This is a genomic window from Marinobacterium iners DSM 11526 (assembly GCF_900107855.1).
In the GTDB taxonomy this organism is placed as follows: domain Bacteria; phylum Pseudomonadota; class Gammaproteobacteria; order Pseudomonadales; family Balneatricaceae; genus Marinobacterium; species Marinobacterium iners.
Genome location: NZ_FNRJ01000004.1, coordinates 225,499 through 242,322, shown reverse-complemented (window position 1 = coordinate 242,322; position 16,824 = coordinate 225,499). Strand labels below are relative to the sequence as shown.

Sequence of the window (16,824 nt, the reverse complement as noted above, 5' to 3'; positions counted from 1 at the left end):
TAAATCGTGCCTGACAGTCAGTGTAAACGTATTCAGACAGGGTTATTGACCTGCTGCACAATGACTGTATTTGGTGACAGACAATTTACAGGTTTACAGCTTCCAAATAAGCAAATACCCTAAGTAAAAACCCACCAATAACAAGAATCTGGGTCACGGCATGAAAATCTATATAACGCAGCGTATTGCCATCGGTTTCGGCCTCCTGGTCGTCTTCATCATGCTGGTCGGTGCTGGCGGACTTTACGGTAGCCGAACGGTCAGTGCCGGCTTGAGTGCCGTCACGGAAGAAGTGTTGCCACTGGTTGATGACAGCTACGCCCAAACACTTGCTCTGGGTAACGCAACCACGGATCTTTACGGTGCCCTGGCTCAGCGCCAGCCGGAGCGATTTGAAAGCTATCGAGAAATGTTCAACACCAGCTTCGACCGTTTCAGTAAGCAACTGGATCAACTCCAGCTTCGGCTTGATAACCACACCGAACTGGCTCCCATTGTAAAGCGGATTCGCAGTAATGCAGTAGAGCTTAAAGGCCTGTCGGAAAGGCTGTTCACACTGCACCAGGAACAGCGGCGGCTACAGGCAGCAGTCAGTGATATCTCAGTCAAGTTCATGACTCAGAATGACGCCCTTGCCAGCTGGGCACGCAACTACCTTTCCACAGCAACCAGCGATGAAGGCATATTGCGCATCCGCTCCGTCACCCGCGCAGCCAACAGCTACCGATTCATGCTGTTCAATTACCAGCGCAATCAGGATATCGAACGCTTGCGCAGTGATGCCCAAGATAACCGAGCCGGCCTGGTACAGGCACATGAGTTTTTCGCTGCAGCCGAGCCCCGCGCCAATCAGGTCGAGCCGCTGGTGCAAAATCTTGAAACCGCTTTTTACGGTGATGATGGCGTACTGTCGCTGTATAACCAGCTGACAGCCGCTGATCTTGAGCTGACCCAAACGCTGGAACAGTTGTCAGCCTTGATGGAAGCGTCCAGCAAAGAGTCTGCCAGCATGGTCGAGGCAGCACGTACCCTGGCAGCCGATACCCGTCAGAAAGGACAACAGGCGATTACTTTGAGCAATATGGTTATCCTGATAATCGCCTCCGCCGCCATCGTACTGGCGATCGTGATAGCGCTGTTGACGATTAGCGCACTGCGTAAACCCTTGGCCGAGATCCGCCAGCAATTGGGGCTGCTGCGTCAGGGTGATCTTCGTATCAGCTTTGATGATCAGCGCAAGGATGAATTCGGTGAGCTGGGCGAAGCCCTAAACGATGTGGTCAAGGGCCTGTGTGAGATCGTCACCACCATCACCCGTGGTTCTGAGCATCTTGCATCCGTTGCCAGTCAGAACTCAGCCATCAGTGAGCAGACCACTCAGGCGATGGCTCATCAAAGTGACCAGTTACATCAAACGGCATCCGCCGCCACCGAAATTTCCAGCAGTGTGGCCGAAGTGGCCAATCACAGTCATACCACACTGGATGCCGTCAATGAATGCGAGTCCCTTAGTGTCAGCCTGACGAATAATGTCCGTGAAACCCTGCAAAGCATCGAACTGCAGGCCAGTGGTATCCAACAGGCAGTCAGCGTCAGTGATCAGCTTGCCAGCTACGGCTCGGAGATTGACAGCATTCTGTCTACCATCCGGGATATCGCCGAACAGACCAACCTGCTGGCACTGAACGCCGCCATCGAAGCTGCCAGGGCCGGTGAGCATGGTCGCGGCTTTGCGGTAGTCGCCGATGAAGTGCGCGAGCTGGCCAGTCGAACCCAGAATTCCACAGGGCGGATTCAGGAGATGGTGGAAAATATGCAGAAAAACATTACGCAGGTCGTGAGCGTGATGCAATCAAGCTACCACCAGACACAAAGCTGTGTAGAACACGCCCATGCCTCTCAAACCTCTCTGGATTCGCTCAATGCCGCCATCGCCCACATTGGCAGCCTGAGTACACAGATTACGGAGGCAGCACGCCAGCAAACCGATGCTGTCGAAGAAGTGAGCCGTACCCTGAACGGGCTGAATACCACCGCCAGCGAAACAACCGAAGGCGCGCGGCAGGCGTCCGGCAGCAGTCGTGAGCTACTCAGTTACGCCCATGAACAGCAAGAGTTGCTGAAGCGCTTCTCGATCTGAAACCCTGGACTCATTCGGACAGAGTGGTCCGGATGAGTCCAGTGCAGGCGAGTTACTTCTGTTTCTTGACGAACTTGGTCAAAATCACGATTTGCTGACCTTCAACCCGCCCCTCGATGTGTTCGGGGTTATCCGGGACCAGTGAGATGTTGCGCACCGCGGTTCCACGTTTTGCCGTCAGGCTTGAGCCCTTCACGTTCAGATCCTTGATCAGGGTAACGGTATCACCCGCCTCAAGTACCACTCCATTGCTGTCCAGATGACGTACAACTTCGTCGTCTGACAAGTGATCACCTGTCGCCTGAGCCCAGCTCAGCGTTTCGTCATCCAGATACATCATGTCCAGCAGGTCCTGCGGCCAACCCTCGCCACGCAGACGGTTGAGCATGCGCCAGGCCAGAACCTGTACCGCCGGCACCTGGCTCCACATGCTGTCGTTGAGGCAGCGCCAGTGGTTGGCATCCACCTGCTCCGGATTGTCGATCTGGTTGCGGCAGGTGTCGCACAGGAGGACAGACTGATCGACACTGTTATCCGAGGATGGAGGAACCGCAAACACCGCCAGATTTTCGGTTGCGCCACAAAGTTCACACTTGGATTCGCTGCGAGCCTGCAGCGCCTGTTCGATTGACATGATCGACCCTCCTGTTAATGAAGCGGCGCATTATGCCAGAAACCGTGTAGTTTTTGTGGCCTTGAACGTAAAAGGCTGCCTGTAGGCAGCCTTTTATTGATGTTCACAACAAATCGATTACTCTTCGAAGAAGAATTTCTCTTCACCGAACGCCGGTTTGAGATGGTTCAACCAGGTGGCGTTTTCATCGTAGGCGGCGAAAAACGGTCGCTGCACCCAATCCGGATTGCGACCCTGAATGAAGCGCAGCACAAACACCTTCTCACCGTTGATTTCGGTCACGCCCTGAATCTCGACTTTGCCCGGTGTCGCTGACATGGACGGGCCGCGTGCGGTACGGGCGATACCACTAACCTGTTTCATGGCATCACGGTAGGTGTTCCAGGCCTGTGCCAACGGTACTTCGAAGTAGTGCTGAGCACCGGTGTCACGCTCGACAAACATGTAGTACGGCTGAATACCCATCTCTACCTGTGTCTGCCACATTCTTGCCCAGTCATCTGCTTCGGTGTTGATGTGGTTGAGCAGTGGGCCCTGGCTGCGGATATGTGCACCGGTTTCACGGATGCGTGCCACCGCCTGACGGTGAATATCGGTTTCCATCTCGCGCCAGTGGTTGTAATGCGCCATAAAGGCCAAATGCTTTCCTGCGGCGATGATGTCACGGAACAGTGCCATCAAGTCATCGCTGTCCTCATCCGTGACAAAGCGGTAAGGCCAGAAGGTCAGTGCCTTGGAGCCGATACGAATAGTGCGGATATGGTCAAATTCCGGTTCCAGCAGTGGCTCCAGATAGGCACGCAGGTTTTTGGTTTTCATCACCATGGGATCGCCCCCGGTGATCAGTACATCGGTCACTTCAGGGTGTTCTCGCAGGTAATCACACAGCTGCCCTGATTCCTTGGCCGCGATTTTCAGTGACTGGTCACCGACAAACTGCGCCCAGCGGAAACAGAAAGTGCAGTAGCTGTGACAGACCTGACCGGAGCTGGGGAAGAACAATACGGTCTGGCCATACTTATGCTGGATGCCGTTGACCGGCTCTCCGTTCACTCGTGGAATGTTCCGTTCCAGCTGACCCGCCGGATGCGGATTCAACGCCTGACGTACCTCATCGACCACGCGCTTGATCTCGGTCTTGTCACCTGCTTCCAGCGCCGCCGCCACCGCCGCATAATGCTCGGGCTTGAGCATGCCGCGCTGAGGGAAGGTTAGCTGAAACATGGGGTCGTTGATCGCATCATCCCAGTTGATAAGTTGATCGATCACATAGTTATTGACTCGAAACGGCAGAACGGATGCAACCACTTCCATCTCATGCCTGAGTTGGGATGGAAGTCGTTGCAACTGCGGAATCTGCGCCAGATGACGGGCCGTGTAGACTTTAAAAGCGGGGGCTATATCGGCCTCGGTGGCCTGGATTAGGTTGATAGGCGTTTGTGAATTCATGGGCTCCCTTGCAAGCTTGATAGGATTCAACAGTCAGCTTCAAAGCCTGAAGCAACTGTGTGTAAAACAGATGAATGGGAGCATCCAGAAGCAGTGGCCATGACACCAGCCACCAAGAGGACAAAGGTCCGTTGTAACGGGCATTTGCACAAGAAAGATTGCACACACGAAAAGCAGCAAAAAGGGCGTAAAAAAACGCCAAAAACCGCGATAAACCCGCTAATTATCCTCCAAATCCTGAATGCAGAAGACGGATTGTCCTACAGGGGACTGCAGGGGTCAAGAACGTGGCTCGGCCGGAGCCGCAAGCCAATTAATCTCAATCGCGGTCGCCGCTCCCACCACCACATGCTCCAGACTGGGTGGCAGCAACGCCCAGCCCGGCGATACCTGCACCCTGCCGCCCATGATTTCGGCTCGGGTTTGTGGAAACAACGGCACCTTGGTCGGGTCGGCATAGCCATCCGGCCAGAGTGGTTCGGTCGTTTCGGCATTGTACTTGTCACTGGCGCCCAGCGTATGCAGGAATTCGTGCGTTGCAATCAGGTTGTTGCGTCCCTGGTAGTCAACCCCCGCATAACCGTTTACCAGTCCTATCAGCCCACGCTGAAGCCCCAACGAATGGCGCATGCCAACCTCGTTATGCGGCAGGTGAAAGTTCATGAAGACGCGGGCATCGACCTCATCATCCGACAGAGTGTCATTGAATACGACCCAAACCTGCATTTTGAGCGACCACCAGATCGCATCCAGAATGCTGGGGTGCTCAGGAACCTGAGGGGGGATGGATTCAACCTGTGGCGCCAGTTGCACCCGTACCGGTTGCTCCAGCGGCAAACGGTATCGAGAAGCTTCACGATTGAAAAACAGCTCGATATCCTGAAACTGCTCAACGCGCAGCTGATCGATCCAGGCCTGGGTCAAGGCTTCGCCATCCGCATTGACCGGATAGATGGCAAGGCGCACCGGTTGATGCCACCAGACTTCGTTGCTGCGGCTGAACCAGACGTTGGCCAACAGCAGCAGGAGAATCAACAGCAGAAACAGCTGGATACCATATAGCAGTGACGTTTTGCTCATCCGAATCTCAACTGAAAATTCCGATGATGACAGCATAGCGCAGCAGCTTGCCCAGTGTAATGGCGACAAGACTGGCAAACAGATTGACCCTAAGCCAGCCAGCCACGAAGCAAAGCGGGTCACCCACCACTGGCAGCCAGGCCAGCAGCAACACCAGCGCTCCATAGCGCTCGATCCAGTGTCTGGCACGCTGATGCTCGGGCTTGTCCAACGCACGCAGAGGAAAACGATGCGCTACCCAGTACCCCATGCCCCAGGTAATCAGGCTACCCAGCACATTGCCAACGGTTGCCATAAGTAGCAGTAACCACAATGGATGCTCGCCGGAAGCAACCAGCCAGGCCAACAGGGCTTCAGAACCACCGGGCAGTAGAGTGGATGAGATCAGCGCACTGAGAAACAGCCCCAGAGGATTTAGCAGCAGCTCGCTCACATACTCAGCCCTTGCCGAATACAGCGCAAAAGGCCGTACTCGTACTGCCCCTCCAGCGCCTCATGTACCGCCTTGAGTGAATCGCCAAACTGTTGCTGACAAAAACGCATGGTTTTCTCGATTTCAGCGCGCTCACCGGCTGGCAGCTCAACCACTTCGTCTACGCTGATCTTGCGCTCGCGGATCGCATGGGCCAAGTGACCATAGATGACATTGATCGAAAGCTTCTGCTGCCGCGCCACCTGCTCAACAGTCATGCCGGAGCGATACAGCAGCAGTGACTCTTCCGCCTGTGCCTGTTGACTATTGGAGGGCTCATCCTGAAATTCGGCAATCAACTCCAGGAAGGGCTGACCATACAGGTCCAGCTTGCGTTCTCCCACTCCGCTCAGACGACGCATCTGCTCGCCGGTAAGCGGTCGATACAGCACCATCTCCATCAGGGTTGCATCATGAAAGATGACATAGGGCGGTACATCCTGCTCCTGAGCCAATTGACGCCGTAGAGCGCGCAACGCTTCCCAGAGACGATGCTCGGCCGGATCAAGTTTCTGCTGCGTGGCCGAGGAACGGCTCCCACCCGTGCGCTTGCCGGCAGCACTGGACACTTTCAAATCGCGGCGCAGTTCCAGCGTTTCCTCACCTTTCAGTAACGGTCGGCAACGATCACTCAAATGCAGTACACCAAACCCTTGCGGGTCCACATTCAGGTAACCCCGCGCCACCAGCTGCCGAAATACCGAACGCCACTGCTGTTGATCCAGGTCCTTGCCGATGCCCCATACTGACAACTGCTCATGCCCACGCTGGCGAGTTTTGTCACTGGATTGGCCACGCAGGATATCGATGACGTAGTTGACCCCATATTGCTGACTGCTGCGGTACACCGCCGACAGGGCCTTGCGTGCCGCTTCAGTACCATCCCAGACCGGTACCGGCTCCAGACAGGTATCGCAGTTGCCGCAAGGCTGGTGTGCATTTTCACCAAAGTAACTCAACAGGGCCTGACGCCGGCAGGTGGTGATTTCACACAGCCCCAGCATCGCTTCCAGCTTCTGCCGCTCGACCTGCTTCTGGGCCGCTTCCGCCTGCGAACCTTCCAGCATCTGGCGCAGAAAAATCACATCCTGCAGCCCATACACCATCCAGGCATTCGCCGGCAGACCATCCCGGCCGGCGCGTCCGGTTTCCTGGTAGTAGGCTTCGATTGAACGCGGCAGATCCAGATGCGCCACAAACCGCACATTGGGCTTGTCGATCCCCATGCCGAAGGCGATGGTGGCCACCATAATGATCGATTCTTCAGTCAGAAAGCGGTGCTGGTGATGCTGGCGCAGTTTTGCGTCCAGCCCGGCGTGATAAGGCAACGCATTGAAGCCACGTTCGCACAGCCAGGCGGCGGTTTCCTCTACCCGCTTGCGTGACAGGCAGTACACCACACCCACATCCTGCGGATGTTCATCGCGGATAAAACGCAGTAACTGCTCCCGTGCCCGGTCCTTCTGGCCGATACGGTAACGAATGTTAGGGCGGTCAAAGCCACAGACAAAGGCAGCGGCGTCGGTCAATGCCAGCCGGTCGATGATTTCCTGGCGAGTACGTGCATCAGCGGTTGCCGTCAGCGCAATGCGCGGCACCCCGGGAAACAGTTCACGCAATTCGTTCAGTTGCATGTACTCGGGACGGAAGTCATGCCCCCACTGAGATACGCAGTGGGCTTCATCGATGGCAAAAAGTGCCACACGACACTGACTCAGCAGCTGACGAGTGCGCGGCTGCTGCAAGCGCTCGGGGGCAACATAGAGCAGATCGAGTTGACCGTTGCGCAAAGCCGCTTCAGTCTGCTGCAGCTCATCAAGGGTCATGGCGGAGTTGAGACAGCCGGCACGTATGCCCAGTTGTGACAGGGCGCTGACCTGATCATGCATCAGGGCTATCAGGGGCGAAATCACGACCCCACAGCCTTCGCGTACCAGTGCCGGCAGTTGATAGCAGAGTGACTTGCCGCCCCCCGTGGGCATTACCACCAGTGCATCGCGGCCATTTATCAGGGTTTCAACCACAGCTTCCTGCGGGTGGCGAAAGGACTCGAAGCCGAATACATCGGCCAGTATTTGTCGGGCGCGCTCTATCATGGCCGGCATTATCCGCGATCACTGGCATGAAGTCATCCACAGCCATACCCCCGGGGCACGCTTCAGGGTAGAATCATCCGTTGACCTGAACTTGCGGATGCTGTGAACCATGAATGCGAACATGCCTGCCCTGATTACCGAAGAGGAACTGGACCGTCTGGAGGAATTTCTGTTCTCTGATGCCGTGTCCGACGAAGCCCTGGACCTGATCGGCGCCCACGGCTTTCTCTGCGCCCTGAACATCAGCCCCGAACCCGTTGCCGAATCCGAGTGGCTGGAACAGCTGTTCGACGGTGAACCCGAGTGGGCCAATGCTGAAGAAAAAACCGAAATCCTGGCACTGCTGCGCAAGCTGTACCAGACCATCGGCAACGACCTGTACAACGATCAGGAAATTCTGCTCCCCTGCGAACTGAGTCTTGAACCTGAAGATGACGAAGAGCTGACTGAGCTGACCATCTGGGCCCAATCCTTTATGGAGGGCGTATTCCTGAAGGAAGAACAGTGGTTCGGTGCGGATGAAGAAACCGTAGCAGGCCTGCTGTTGCCGATTATGGTGGCCTCAGACCTGTTTGAAGACGAAGAGATCCGTGACATCAGCCAGGACCGTGCGCTGCGTGAAGAGATGTGCGTGCAGATCCCTGAAGTCCTGATCGACCTCTACCTGCATTTCCACGCCCCGGAAAAATGATTTCGGTTCACTGATCCGCGGGCAGGCCGGGCGCAGCGCCCGGCCATATTTACCTGTGCTTCAGTAGGTCACACGCAGTGAACTGCCCTGCCCCAGCACTCTGATACGATCACCCGGACGGAAAAACTGTCCGTTATCCACTTCCTGTACGACAGAGACCACACGGCCTGAGTCCAGGCGGATGGTCAACTCCTGTCCTTGCCGGGTCGTGGCAGACTTTTCGATTCTTTGCCCCACCAGACCACCGGCAACAGCCCCGACCACCGTGGCCAAAGTCCGCCCACTGCCGCCACCAATCTGATTGCCGGCAATACCGCCGACAACAGCACCGGTACCGGCACCCACAACGCCATCGTCACGTCCTTCGATCACCACCGGCGTCACTGACTCGATAGTGCCATATTGAACTGTTTGAGCCTGACGCACCTGATCACGACTGTAGCTTGTGCCATACAGCCCCTGCTGGGCGCACCCGCTCAAAAGACTGGCAGTGAGCACGGTCGTTAGAATAATGGCTTTATTCATGACACTCTCCGTTATCTGATCTTCAATACCAGTTGACTCAACAGTGCCCAGACAAGTTCTTTCGCCTTGCGATACCATGGGCGACGTGACCACTCTTCAGCTGTCACTTCGTGACATTGCTCCATGTCGACATTGATCAGCTGTTCCACCTGAGCCGTCAGCTCAGGGTTCTCTACCTCTATATTAGCTTCTAAATTCCAGCGCAGGTTCCAATGATCGAGATTACAGGACCCCAATGACACCCAGTCATCGACCAAACCCACCTTCGCATGCAGGAAGCGCGGTTGATATTCGTAAATTCGCACACCCGCGTTGAGCAGGCGCCGATAGTAACGTTTTGAGGCATGATAGACCCAGAATTGATCTGTGTAGGGGCCTGCCACAATCATGCGTACATCCACCCCTCGTCGCGCCGCACGACGCAGTGCCGTGCGAATCGACAGAGAGGGCAGAAAGTAGGCGGTTTCAAGCCAGACACGGTGTCGAGCACCATTTACCTGATTGAGAAAGGCAACTTTAATATCCTGCTGGTACAGCCCCTGCACGGTGGTTACACGCATTCGAGCATCACCCACTTCAGGCTGAGCAGAAGGTGGAGACAGCGCCTGGCCACTGCAGCGCAACCAAAGACGGTTGTAAAGGCACGCCAGATCCTCGACCACTGGCCCCTGAACCTCGCACATGATCTCATGCCAGGGGCAGCCCGTACGTTGAGACAGCCAGTATTCATCGGCCAGACCGGCCCCACCGATGAATGCCTTATGCTCATCCACCAATAACAGCTTGCGGTGATCACGAGCAAAGTTGCGAGTCCATTTAGACAGTTGCAACGGATTGTACAGGACCAGTTGAACGCCCCCTGCCCGGAGCCGCTCACGGTCAGCCCGGGCCAGATGTCGACCACCAAAACCATCGATCAACAAGCGAACATCAACACCCCGCAACACCGCATCAGTGAGCGCCTGAATGAATCGATCCAGAATTTTGCCTGAGCTGACCATATAGAACTCCAGCCTCAGGCTGGAGTGGGCCTGTTCAATAGCCTCCAGCATCTGTGGGAAAAAGCACTCCCCATCCACCATCAGCGAGACCCGATTGCCACCACGCCACTCAAAGCGCTGCCGCATCGACCTTCCTCATTTCAGAGCTGGCGCTGACCATAAAGCTTCGCATACAGCCCTTGTTGGTCAAGCAGTTCATCATGACTGCCCTGTTCGATAACCTTTCCATCTTCAAAGACATAGACCTTATCCGCCTGACGTACCGCACTGAGGCGATGCGCCACAATCACTGTGGTACGGCCACTGAGAAACTCGGACATGGCCCGATGCAGGGCAAACTCTGTCTGGGTATCCAGAGCCGAGGTCGCCTCATCGAGAATGACCACCGCCGGATCGGTCAGCAGCATACGCGCAATCGCCAGACGCTGGCGCTGGCCGCCGGAAAGCCGAACTCCCTGACGCCCCACCATGGTATGCAGCCCCTGTTCCAGCCCGATGACAAAGTCTTTCAACTGGGCAACATCCAGCGCCTGCCATAGAGCATCATCTGAAATGTCACGCCCCAGCGTCAGGTTATCACGTACAGAACCGTTAAACAGAGCCGGCTGCTGCAGTACCGTGGAGACATGCTCACGCACCCGCTCCAACCCGATCCGTTGCACCGAAACCCCATCAAAACAGACATCACCCTGTTGTGGTGGATACAACCCAAGCAGCACCTGTACCAGCGTGGACTTGCCGCCACCACTGGCACCGACCAGTGCCACTTTCTGCCCTGCCGGAATATCCAGGCTGATGCCGCGCAGCACCTCCTGCCCCGGATAATAACTGAAATGAACATCACGCAGACTGATGGAAACCGTTTTGCGGGACTCAAAGGGGTTCTCTAGCTGTGGATATCGCGGCTCCAGATTCAGAGCCAGCAATCGATTGACCCGTTCCAGCGCTGCCCGCGCACCAAACCAGGCGTACTGCATGCCCAGAATTTCCTGCACCGGCCCCATCATGAACCAGAGATAACCGAACACGGCCATCATCTGCCCGACAGACAGGTCAGAAAACACTACCATCAGCATGGAAACGGCACGGAACAGATCCACCCCGACCATGAACAACATGAAACTGAAGCGGTTAGCCGCATCAGAACGCCATTCAAAACTTGAGGAGTGATTGCGCACCTGTCTGGCGCGCTCAATCAGCTGCTGCAGATAATGCTGCTCACGATTGGCTGCACGGATCTGCTGGATCGCATCCAGAGTCTCAGTCAGAGCCCCCTGAAACAGCTCATAGGCTGAATTTTCCCGCGCCTTGAGATGCTTTACCCGTTTGCCTACGGCCATCGTCAGCCAGATGACAAAGGGGTTAAGAAACAGAATAAACAGTGCCAGCTGCCAATGCATCCAGAGCAGAATCACGGCGGTACCGATAATCGATAGCACAGCTACCAGAAAGCGGCTAACCGAACTGCCGACAAAGCGATCAACCGTATCCAGGTCCGTGACAAAGTGGGATGCCACGCTGCCGCTGCCCAGCGTTTCGTACTCGGCCATGGAGATCCGCTGCAACCGTTCGAGCAAACCGGCGCGTATGTGATAGATCACATCCTTGGAGATGATCGTAAACTGGCGCGCCTGCAGCACGTTCAGCCCCAGAGAGAACAATCGCAGCAGAACCGTCAAGACCAGAACCGACCCAATGTACAGGGGTGGTCCCTGCCAGGATTCAGAAAACAGGTTGTTGACGGTGGCAACCACAACCCCGGGCTGCTGCAGCAGCACCTCATCAACCAGAAGTGGCATTAACAGAGGCAAGGGCACACTCAAGGTGGCCGCCAGGATGGCAATCAGATTGGCCAGTATCAACTCACGGCGGTGGCGCAATGCAATATTGAAGATATAGCGCCAGTCATAACTGGATGGTGAAGTGGCAGACACCCGAAACTCCCTATCGACAGACCTGTAGTTGCACTACAAATGTACGCCGCCCGCGCAAAGAAAAACACCCGCGATCAGCGGGTGTTTTCAGCGACTGGTCCGGCGTTATCAGTTGCCGGCGTCTTTCAACATTGCGTACAGCTGATCTTTCAGCTGCAGACGCTTCAGCTTGTACTCTTCTTCCGTGCGAGTCGAAGCCGGAAGGGTTTCTGCTTCCATCTGTTCCACTTCTTTGGTGATCACATGATATTCGTCGAACAGCTTGGCAAAATGCGCATTTTCCATCTTCAGAGTGTGAATCTGATCACGGTATTCGGGCAGTTCATGGACGAGATCATGGTGTTCAATAGTCATCAACATATTTCCTGAGGTTGTTGTCACGGTACAGTTTCACTATCCTTCAGGCATAATAGGTTTTCCATGACAGGCGTCAATAGCTATTCGCGGGGGCCCACATGATCCACACACTTGTCCTTGCTGACACCCCGGTCGGGCCCCTGACGCTGCAGGCCGATGCCAAAGGCCTGTGCAGAATCGATTTTGGTCAGCGCAGCACCTCTCAAAGCCCTGAGCACCCTGTCCTGCAGGCAGCCGCCAGCCAGCTTGAAGCCTACTTTGCCGGCCGGCTAAAGCAGTTTGATTTGCCGCTGGCCCCCGTAGGCACCGCCTTTCAGGAACAGGTATGGAACCAGCTTCTCAATATTCCCTGGGGACAAACCCGCAGCTATGGCGAGATCGCTGCGGCATTGGGCAAGCCCGGTGCATCACGTGCCGTGGGGCTGGCCAACAACCGCAACCCGCTATCCATCATCATTCCCTGCCATCGAGTGATTGGCAGCGGCGGCGAGTTGACCGGGTATGGCGGTGGCCTCACACACAAGATCCGCCTGCTTGAGCTGGAGCAGCTCGTAATACAACCCGCCGAATTGCTTGAGCGCGCTCGCGTCATCCGTAAACCAGCGTAATCGGCCCTCCGAGGACTCGACCTTGACCGGGATACAGGGTAGTTTATGCACCCCACTCCCAGTGTTTAAAGTGAAGCTGCCTCAGATGGATACCCTGACCCTGCAGCCGCTGGCCCAAGCCAACGGTGACGTTCAGATTCCGGGCTCGAAGAGCCTCTCCAACCGCATTCTGCTGCTGGCCGCACTGGCCGAGGGCAGTACTCGTATCACTAACCTGCTCGACAGTGATGACGTGCGCCATATGTTGAACGCACTCAAGGCACTGGGCGTAAGCTATCAATTGGCGGATGACCGCCGCAGCTGTGAGCTGGACGGCTTGGGGCAGGCATTCAAGGCAGAACAGGCATTGGAGCTGTTTCTGGGTAACGCCGGTACCGCCATGCGTCCTCTCTGTGCAGCACTTTGCGCCAGCGAAGGCAGCTTTACCCTGAGCGGTGAGCCACGCATGTATGAGCGGCCAATTGCCGACTTGGTGGATGCCCTGCTGCCGCTGGGTGCTGATATCGAATATCTGGGCGAGCCGGGTTACCCCCCCCTGCGGATCAACGCCAAAGGCTTGAAGGGTGGCGAAGTCAGTATTCGCGGCAACATCTCCAGTCAGTTCCTGACCGCTCTGTTGATGGCGGCGCCCCTTGCCGAGGGAGATCTAAGCATTCGGGTAGAGGGCGAGCTTGTCTCCAAGCCCTATATCGACATTACCCTGCACACCATGGCGCTGTTTGGCGTAGAGGTGGAAAACCACGACTACCAGCGTTTCGTGGTACGCGCCGGTCAACAGTATCGCTCACCGGGTGAAGTGATGGTGGAAGGTGATGCCTCTTCAGCCTCCTACTTTCTGGCCGCTGCCGCAATCGCCGGTGGCACCGTGCGAGTTTACGGCGTTGGCGCCGACAGCGTTCAGGGTGACAAGGCCTTTGCCGAAGTACTGGGCAAGATGGGGGCGCAGGTCAGCTATGGCCCGACCTGGATTGAAGTGACGCGGGGCGAGCTCAGCGGCGTTGATCTGGACCTGAACGCCATTCCCGATGCCGCCATGACCATTGCCACCACAGCGTTGTTTGCCAAGGGCCCAACAGCCATTCGCAATGTCTACAACTGGCGCGTCAAGGAAACCGACCGTCTCAGCGCCATGGCAACTGAGCTGCGTAAGGTCGGGGCGGAAGTGGTCGAAGGTGAAGACTTTATCGAAATCACGCCACCGGCACAGATTCAGAGCGCCGCCATCGATACCTATGATGACCACCGCATGGCGATGTGTTTCTCGCTGGCTGCCTTTGGCGATGCGCCGATCACCATCAATGACCCAGGCTGCACCCGCAAAACCTTCCCGGAATACTTCGAGCTGTTCCGCCGCATCACGGCCTGAGGCATACAGCTTGGGCACGGCTTCAGCGTGCCCAAGCGGTTTAGCCCTTATCCGCCTTGGAACCACCCATGCAGTTGGGTGACTCCGGTACCTCACCATTGCGCTGCTGCCACTCTTCGGGTGTATGCAGGTGCAACGCCAGTGCATGGATCGGGTTCTGCATCAACTCGGCCACCAGCCCATATACCAGCTGATGGCGCTGCACCAACCGCTTGCCGGCAAAGTCAGGGCTGACCAGTACCAGCTTGAAATGACTTTCGGTTGCCGGGCCGGAATGCATATGGCTCTCGTTTTCCAGCGCAAACCGTTCAACCTGCATGCCGGCATTGACCAGCTCTTCAATACGTTCCGCAACGCTCATCTACAACTCCAGGACTCACTGATCACGCAGACGATCCTTGCGTGCCAGCTTGATAAAATGATGGTGGATACGGCGCGTGGCCAGCCAGACACTGAAGGCAACCACCGGCACCGAAATGCCGATTGCCAGTGACTTGTCCAGCGGTACACCTGCATCGTACAGCGCTTCAAACAGATACTTCAGCAGCCCGATCAGGTAGTAGCTGATCGCCACCACGGACAGCCCCTCTACCGTATGCTGCATCATCAACTGAATGCGAGAGCGACGGTCCATGGAGCTGAGCAGCTGCTGGTTCTGCTGCTGAATACCCAGTTCCACTCGCGTGCGCATCATATCAGACACACGATCCACCCGCCGCGACAGATCCTCCAATCGTTCACTGCTCGCCTGACACGTCCGCACAGCCGGCGTCAGACGACGGGTAAGAAACTCAGTAATCGTGAGATGACCTGACACCTCATCCTCACGCAACGCATCCAGGCGCGTCAACACCAGTTCATGGTATGCCTTGGTAGCGCCGAAGCGAAAGGTTGAACGTGCACGCCATGACTCGATACTGGCAGCCATTTCGATCAGGTCGGCCAGTAACTCTCGCTCATTGACTTCACCTTCCCCGGCCAGTTGCTGAGTCAGTTCGGCGAGCCGAGCATCCATTTTGACCAGCTCGGGTGATACCGTACGTGCCAGCGGCAGAGCCAGCAATGCCATCAAGCGGTAGGTCTCAATCTCCATCAGACGCTGAGTCAGACGGCCAAGCTGACTGTCACTCATCTGTTTGTTGACCACCATCAGGCGACCAAAGCCATCCGAATGCAGCTGAAAACTGGCCCAGACCCGCGCATCACCATCCTGCGGGCTGCTTCCGACCAGGCGCATTTCCTCGAATGCCTGCTTCACCTGCGGCAGACTCGGCTCCGGCCCCTGCCGGGCATCTTCAATGCTGACATGAAACGCCGCCACAACCTGCCCCGGCAGAGCCTCAATCCAGCCCTCGGGCAATGGGGTCAAACCGGTTACGTCAAAGGGACCACTGCCCTCGGGAATATCCAGATTAACGAAAGTGAAGGTAGTAAATTCGGTGTGCTGCTCCAGGCGCATGCGAAAGGTACCGCAATCATATTCATAGCAGTTGCGATCCCCCTGCTCGACCGGGCAACCAAACAGGGCATACAGCTGTTGCAGGTACTCATGCTGCGCCTGACGGTCAGCTTCATTGCACAGCAGTGCCATATGAGTGACGCGCGCCGGACTGGGAATGACCTGAAACGGCCGTGAATGCAGCTCGTCGTACAACAGCGAACGCAGTGGGTGGATATTCATGGGCCTGTCTTTGTATGCCAAAAATCTAACATTAAAGAATTCTGCCGCCGCAGGCCAGTGGCTCGCATCGTCAATTGTGGTCGGTTTGCTTTATACTTGTGACCTGATGTGAGTGCAGGTGACCATGATTATTCGCGTATTGCCCCAGCTGGAAAGTCGAGAGGAATGGCTGGCGTTTTGTCGCCGCGAGACACCCTATTGCCTGATCGACCAGCCAAGCTGCCTGGTCGACTTTCAGACCCACTTTCTGCAGCTGACCCTGTTCGAAACCGTGCCTGAAGTACGCTACACACTGGGCTCACGCCGCACTATGGAACCCGCCTGGCAACTGATCAAGGGCTGTAACTGGAGCCTGACCCGGCTTATCGAAGGGCTGGCCTCACTGGATTTTGGCAGCAACGTACGAGACAACGGACTGCTGGGCCTTGGTGGCGACCTTAGCGCACGTCGCTCATTCCCCCGGGATCGGCACCTGCACAGCCCCGCCAGCAGCCGACTGCTCCCTCCCTTGAAGCAACTGCCACAACAGTGGAACAGCCACACGCTGAGCTGCCTGCTGGCCAACGAGCAGTTTCGAGACTGGCGCGACGAGCAGGAGGAAGCGAGCCTGAGTGCGGCAGGTATTTTGCTGGATATGCTGGACCAACCCGAACAGTGGAGCGGTCGCCCATTCGGCCCACGCCTGCAGTTGTTCTATCGCAATCAGGTACTGACCAGCCTGATTCCTGCACTGGACAGGCAGCCTTCAGAACCAACGCGGCGAGGACTGCTGGCAGCCCCGCCCCGCTGA

16 protein-coding genes are annotated in these 16,824 nt (G+C 56.3%); 5 read left to right on the top strand and 11 right to left on the bottom strand.

Going from position 1 to position 16,824, the window contains the following annotated elements:
* Positions 1-160: 160 nt before the first annotated feature.
* Positions 161-2,140, top strand: a complete 1,980-nt coding sequence (locus BLV48_RS06995; RefSeq protein ID WP_091825069.1) for a methyl-accepting chemotaxis protein — start codon at positions 161-163, stop codon at positions 2,138-2,140.
* Positions 2,141-2,192: 52 nt separating this feature from the next.
* Here the strand turns inward: BLV48_RS06995 and BLV48_RS06990 are convergent, their stop codons facing one another.
* From BLV48_RS06990 to recQ, 5 genes are all read right to left on the bottom strand, one after another.
* A complete protein-coding gene (locus tag BLV48_RS06990; protein WP_091825067.1) occupies positions 2,193-2,774 on the bottom strand; it encodes a PhnA domain-containing protein in 582 nt (193 codons plus the stop codon).
* Positions 2,775-2,891: 117 nt separating this feature from the next.
* Positions 2,892-4,223: a KamA family radical SAM protein gene (locus tag BLV48_RS06985; protein ID WP_091825064.1), complete on the bottom strand. Its 1,332-nt coding sequence runs from the start codon at positions 4,221-4,223 to the stop codon at positions 2,892-2,894.
* 279 nt (positions 4,224-4,502) lie between these two features.
* Positions 4,503-5,303 (bottom strand): hypothetical protein, encoded by an 801-nt coding sequence (locus BLV48_RS06980; RefSeq protein ID WP_091825061.1) that lies wholly within the window; start codon positions 5,301-5,303, stop codon positions 4,503-4,505.
* A gap of 7 nt (positions 5,304-5,310) precedes the next feature.
* Complete coding sequence (locus BLV48_RS06975; RefSeq protein ID WP_091825059.1) at positions 5,311-5,736, bottom strand: YqaA family protein; 426 nt, start codon at positions 5,734-5,736, stop codon at positions 5,311-5,313.
* Positions 5,733-7,871: a DNA helicase RecQ gene (gene recQ, locus BLV48_RS06970; RefSeq protein ID WP_091825164.1), complete on the bottom strand. Its 2,139-nt coding sequence runs from the start codon at positions 7,869-7,871 to the stop codon at positions 5,733-5,735. Before recQ ends, BLV48_RS06975 begins: the two co-directional genes overlap by 4 nt.
* A 109-nt stretch (positions 7,872-7,980) precedes the next feature.
* On the opposite strand from recQ, the gene BLV48_RS06965 reads away from it, so the two are divergent.
* Entirely contained in the window at positions 7,981-8,562 is a 582-nt protein-coding gene (locus tag BLV48_RS06965; protein ID WP_091825058.1) for a YecA/YgfB family protein, read from the top strand.
* A gap of 60 nt (positions 8,563-8,622) precedes the next feature.
* Here the strand turns inward: BLV48_RS06965 and BLV48_RS06960 are convergent, their stop codons facing one another.
* From BLV48_RS06960 to BLV48_RS06945, 4 genes are all read right to left on the bottom strand, one after another.
* Positions 8,623-9,087: an outer membrane lipoprotein gene (locus BLV48_RS06960; protein WP_091825056.1), complete on the bottom strand. Its 465-nt coding sequence runs from the start codon at positions 9,085-9,087 to the stop codon at positions 8,623-8,625.
* A gap of 11 nt (positions 9,088-9,098) precedes the next feature.
* Entirely contained in the window at positions 9,099-10,214 is a 1,116-nt protein-coding gene (locus BLV48_RS06955; RefSeq protein ID WP_091825054.1) for a phospholipase D-like domain-containing protein, read from the bottom strand.
* Between the two features lie 14 nt (positions 10,215-10,228).
* The gene (locus tag BLV48_RS06950; protein ID WP_091825052.1) at positions 10,229-12,022 is read right to left on the bottom strand and encodes an ABC transporter ATP-binding protein; all 1,794 of its coding nucleotides are present in this window, start codon (positions 12,020-12,022) and stop codon (positions 10,229-10,231) included.
* A 108-nt stretch (positions 12,023-12,130) separates the two neighbouring features.
* Positions 12,131-12,376, bottom strand: coding sequence for an HP1242/YdcH family protein (locus tag BLV48_RS06945; RefSeq protein ID WP_091825049.1), 246 nt, complete (start codon positions 12,374-12,376; stop codon positions 12,131-12,133).
* A 101-nt stretch (positions 12,377-12,477) separates the two neighbouring features.
* Here BLV48_RS06945 and BLV48_RS06940 point away from each other — a divergent pair, with 101 nt between their 5' ends.
* Together BLV48_RS06940 and aroA are read left to right on the top strand one after the other, a co-directional pair.
* Positions 12,478-12,987, top strand: a complete 510-nt coding sequence (locus tag BLV48_RS06940; RefSeq protein WP_091825046.1) for a methylated-DNA--[protein]-cysteine S-methyltransferase — start codon at positions 12,478-12,480, stop codon at positions 12,985-12,987.
* 85 nt (positions 12,988-13,072) lie between these two features.
* The gene (gene aroA / locus BLV48_RS06935; protein ID WP_091825043.1) at positions 13,073-14,353 is read left to right on the top strand and encodes a 3-phosphoshikimate 1-carboxyvinyltransferase; all 1,281 of its coding nucleotides are present in this window, start codon (positions 13,073-13,075) and stop codon (positions 14,351-14,353) included.
* 40 nt (positions 14,354-14,393) lie between these two features.
* On the opposite strand, the gene BLV48_RS06930 is transcribed toward aroA, so the two are convergent.
* Together BLV48_RS06930 and BLV48_RS06925 are read right to left on the bottom strand one after the other, a co-directional pair.
* Positions 14,394-14,714 carry a BolA family protein gene (locus tag BLV48_RS06930; protein WP_091825041.1) on the bottom strand — a complete coding sequence of 107 codons (321 nt, stop codon included), beginning with the start codon at positions 14,712-14,714 and terminating at the stop codon, positions 14,394-14,396.
* 15 nt (positions 14,715-14,729) lie between these two features.
* A complete protein-coding gene (locus BLV48_RS06925) occupies positions 14,730-16,034 on the bottom strand; it encodes a DUF3422 family protein (protein WP_091825038.1) in 1,305 nt (434 codons plus the stop codon).
* Positions 16,035-16,158: 124 nt separating this feature from the next.
* Here BLV48_RS06925 and BLV48_RS06920 point away from each other — a divergent pair, with 124 nt between their 5' ends.
* Positions 16,159-16,824 (top strand): hypothetical protein, encoded by a 666-nt coding sequence (locus tag BLV48_RS06920; RefSeq protein WP_091825036.1) that lies wholly within the window; start codon positions 16,159-16,161, stop codon positions 16,822-16,824.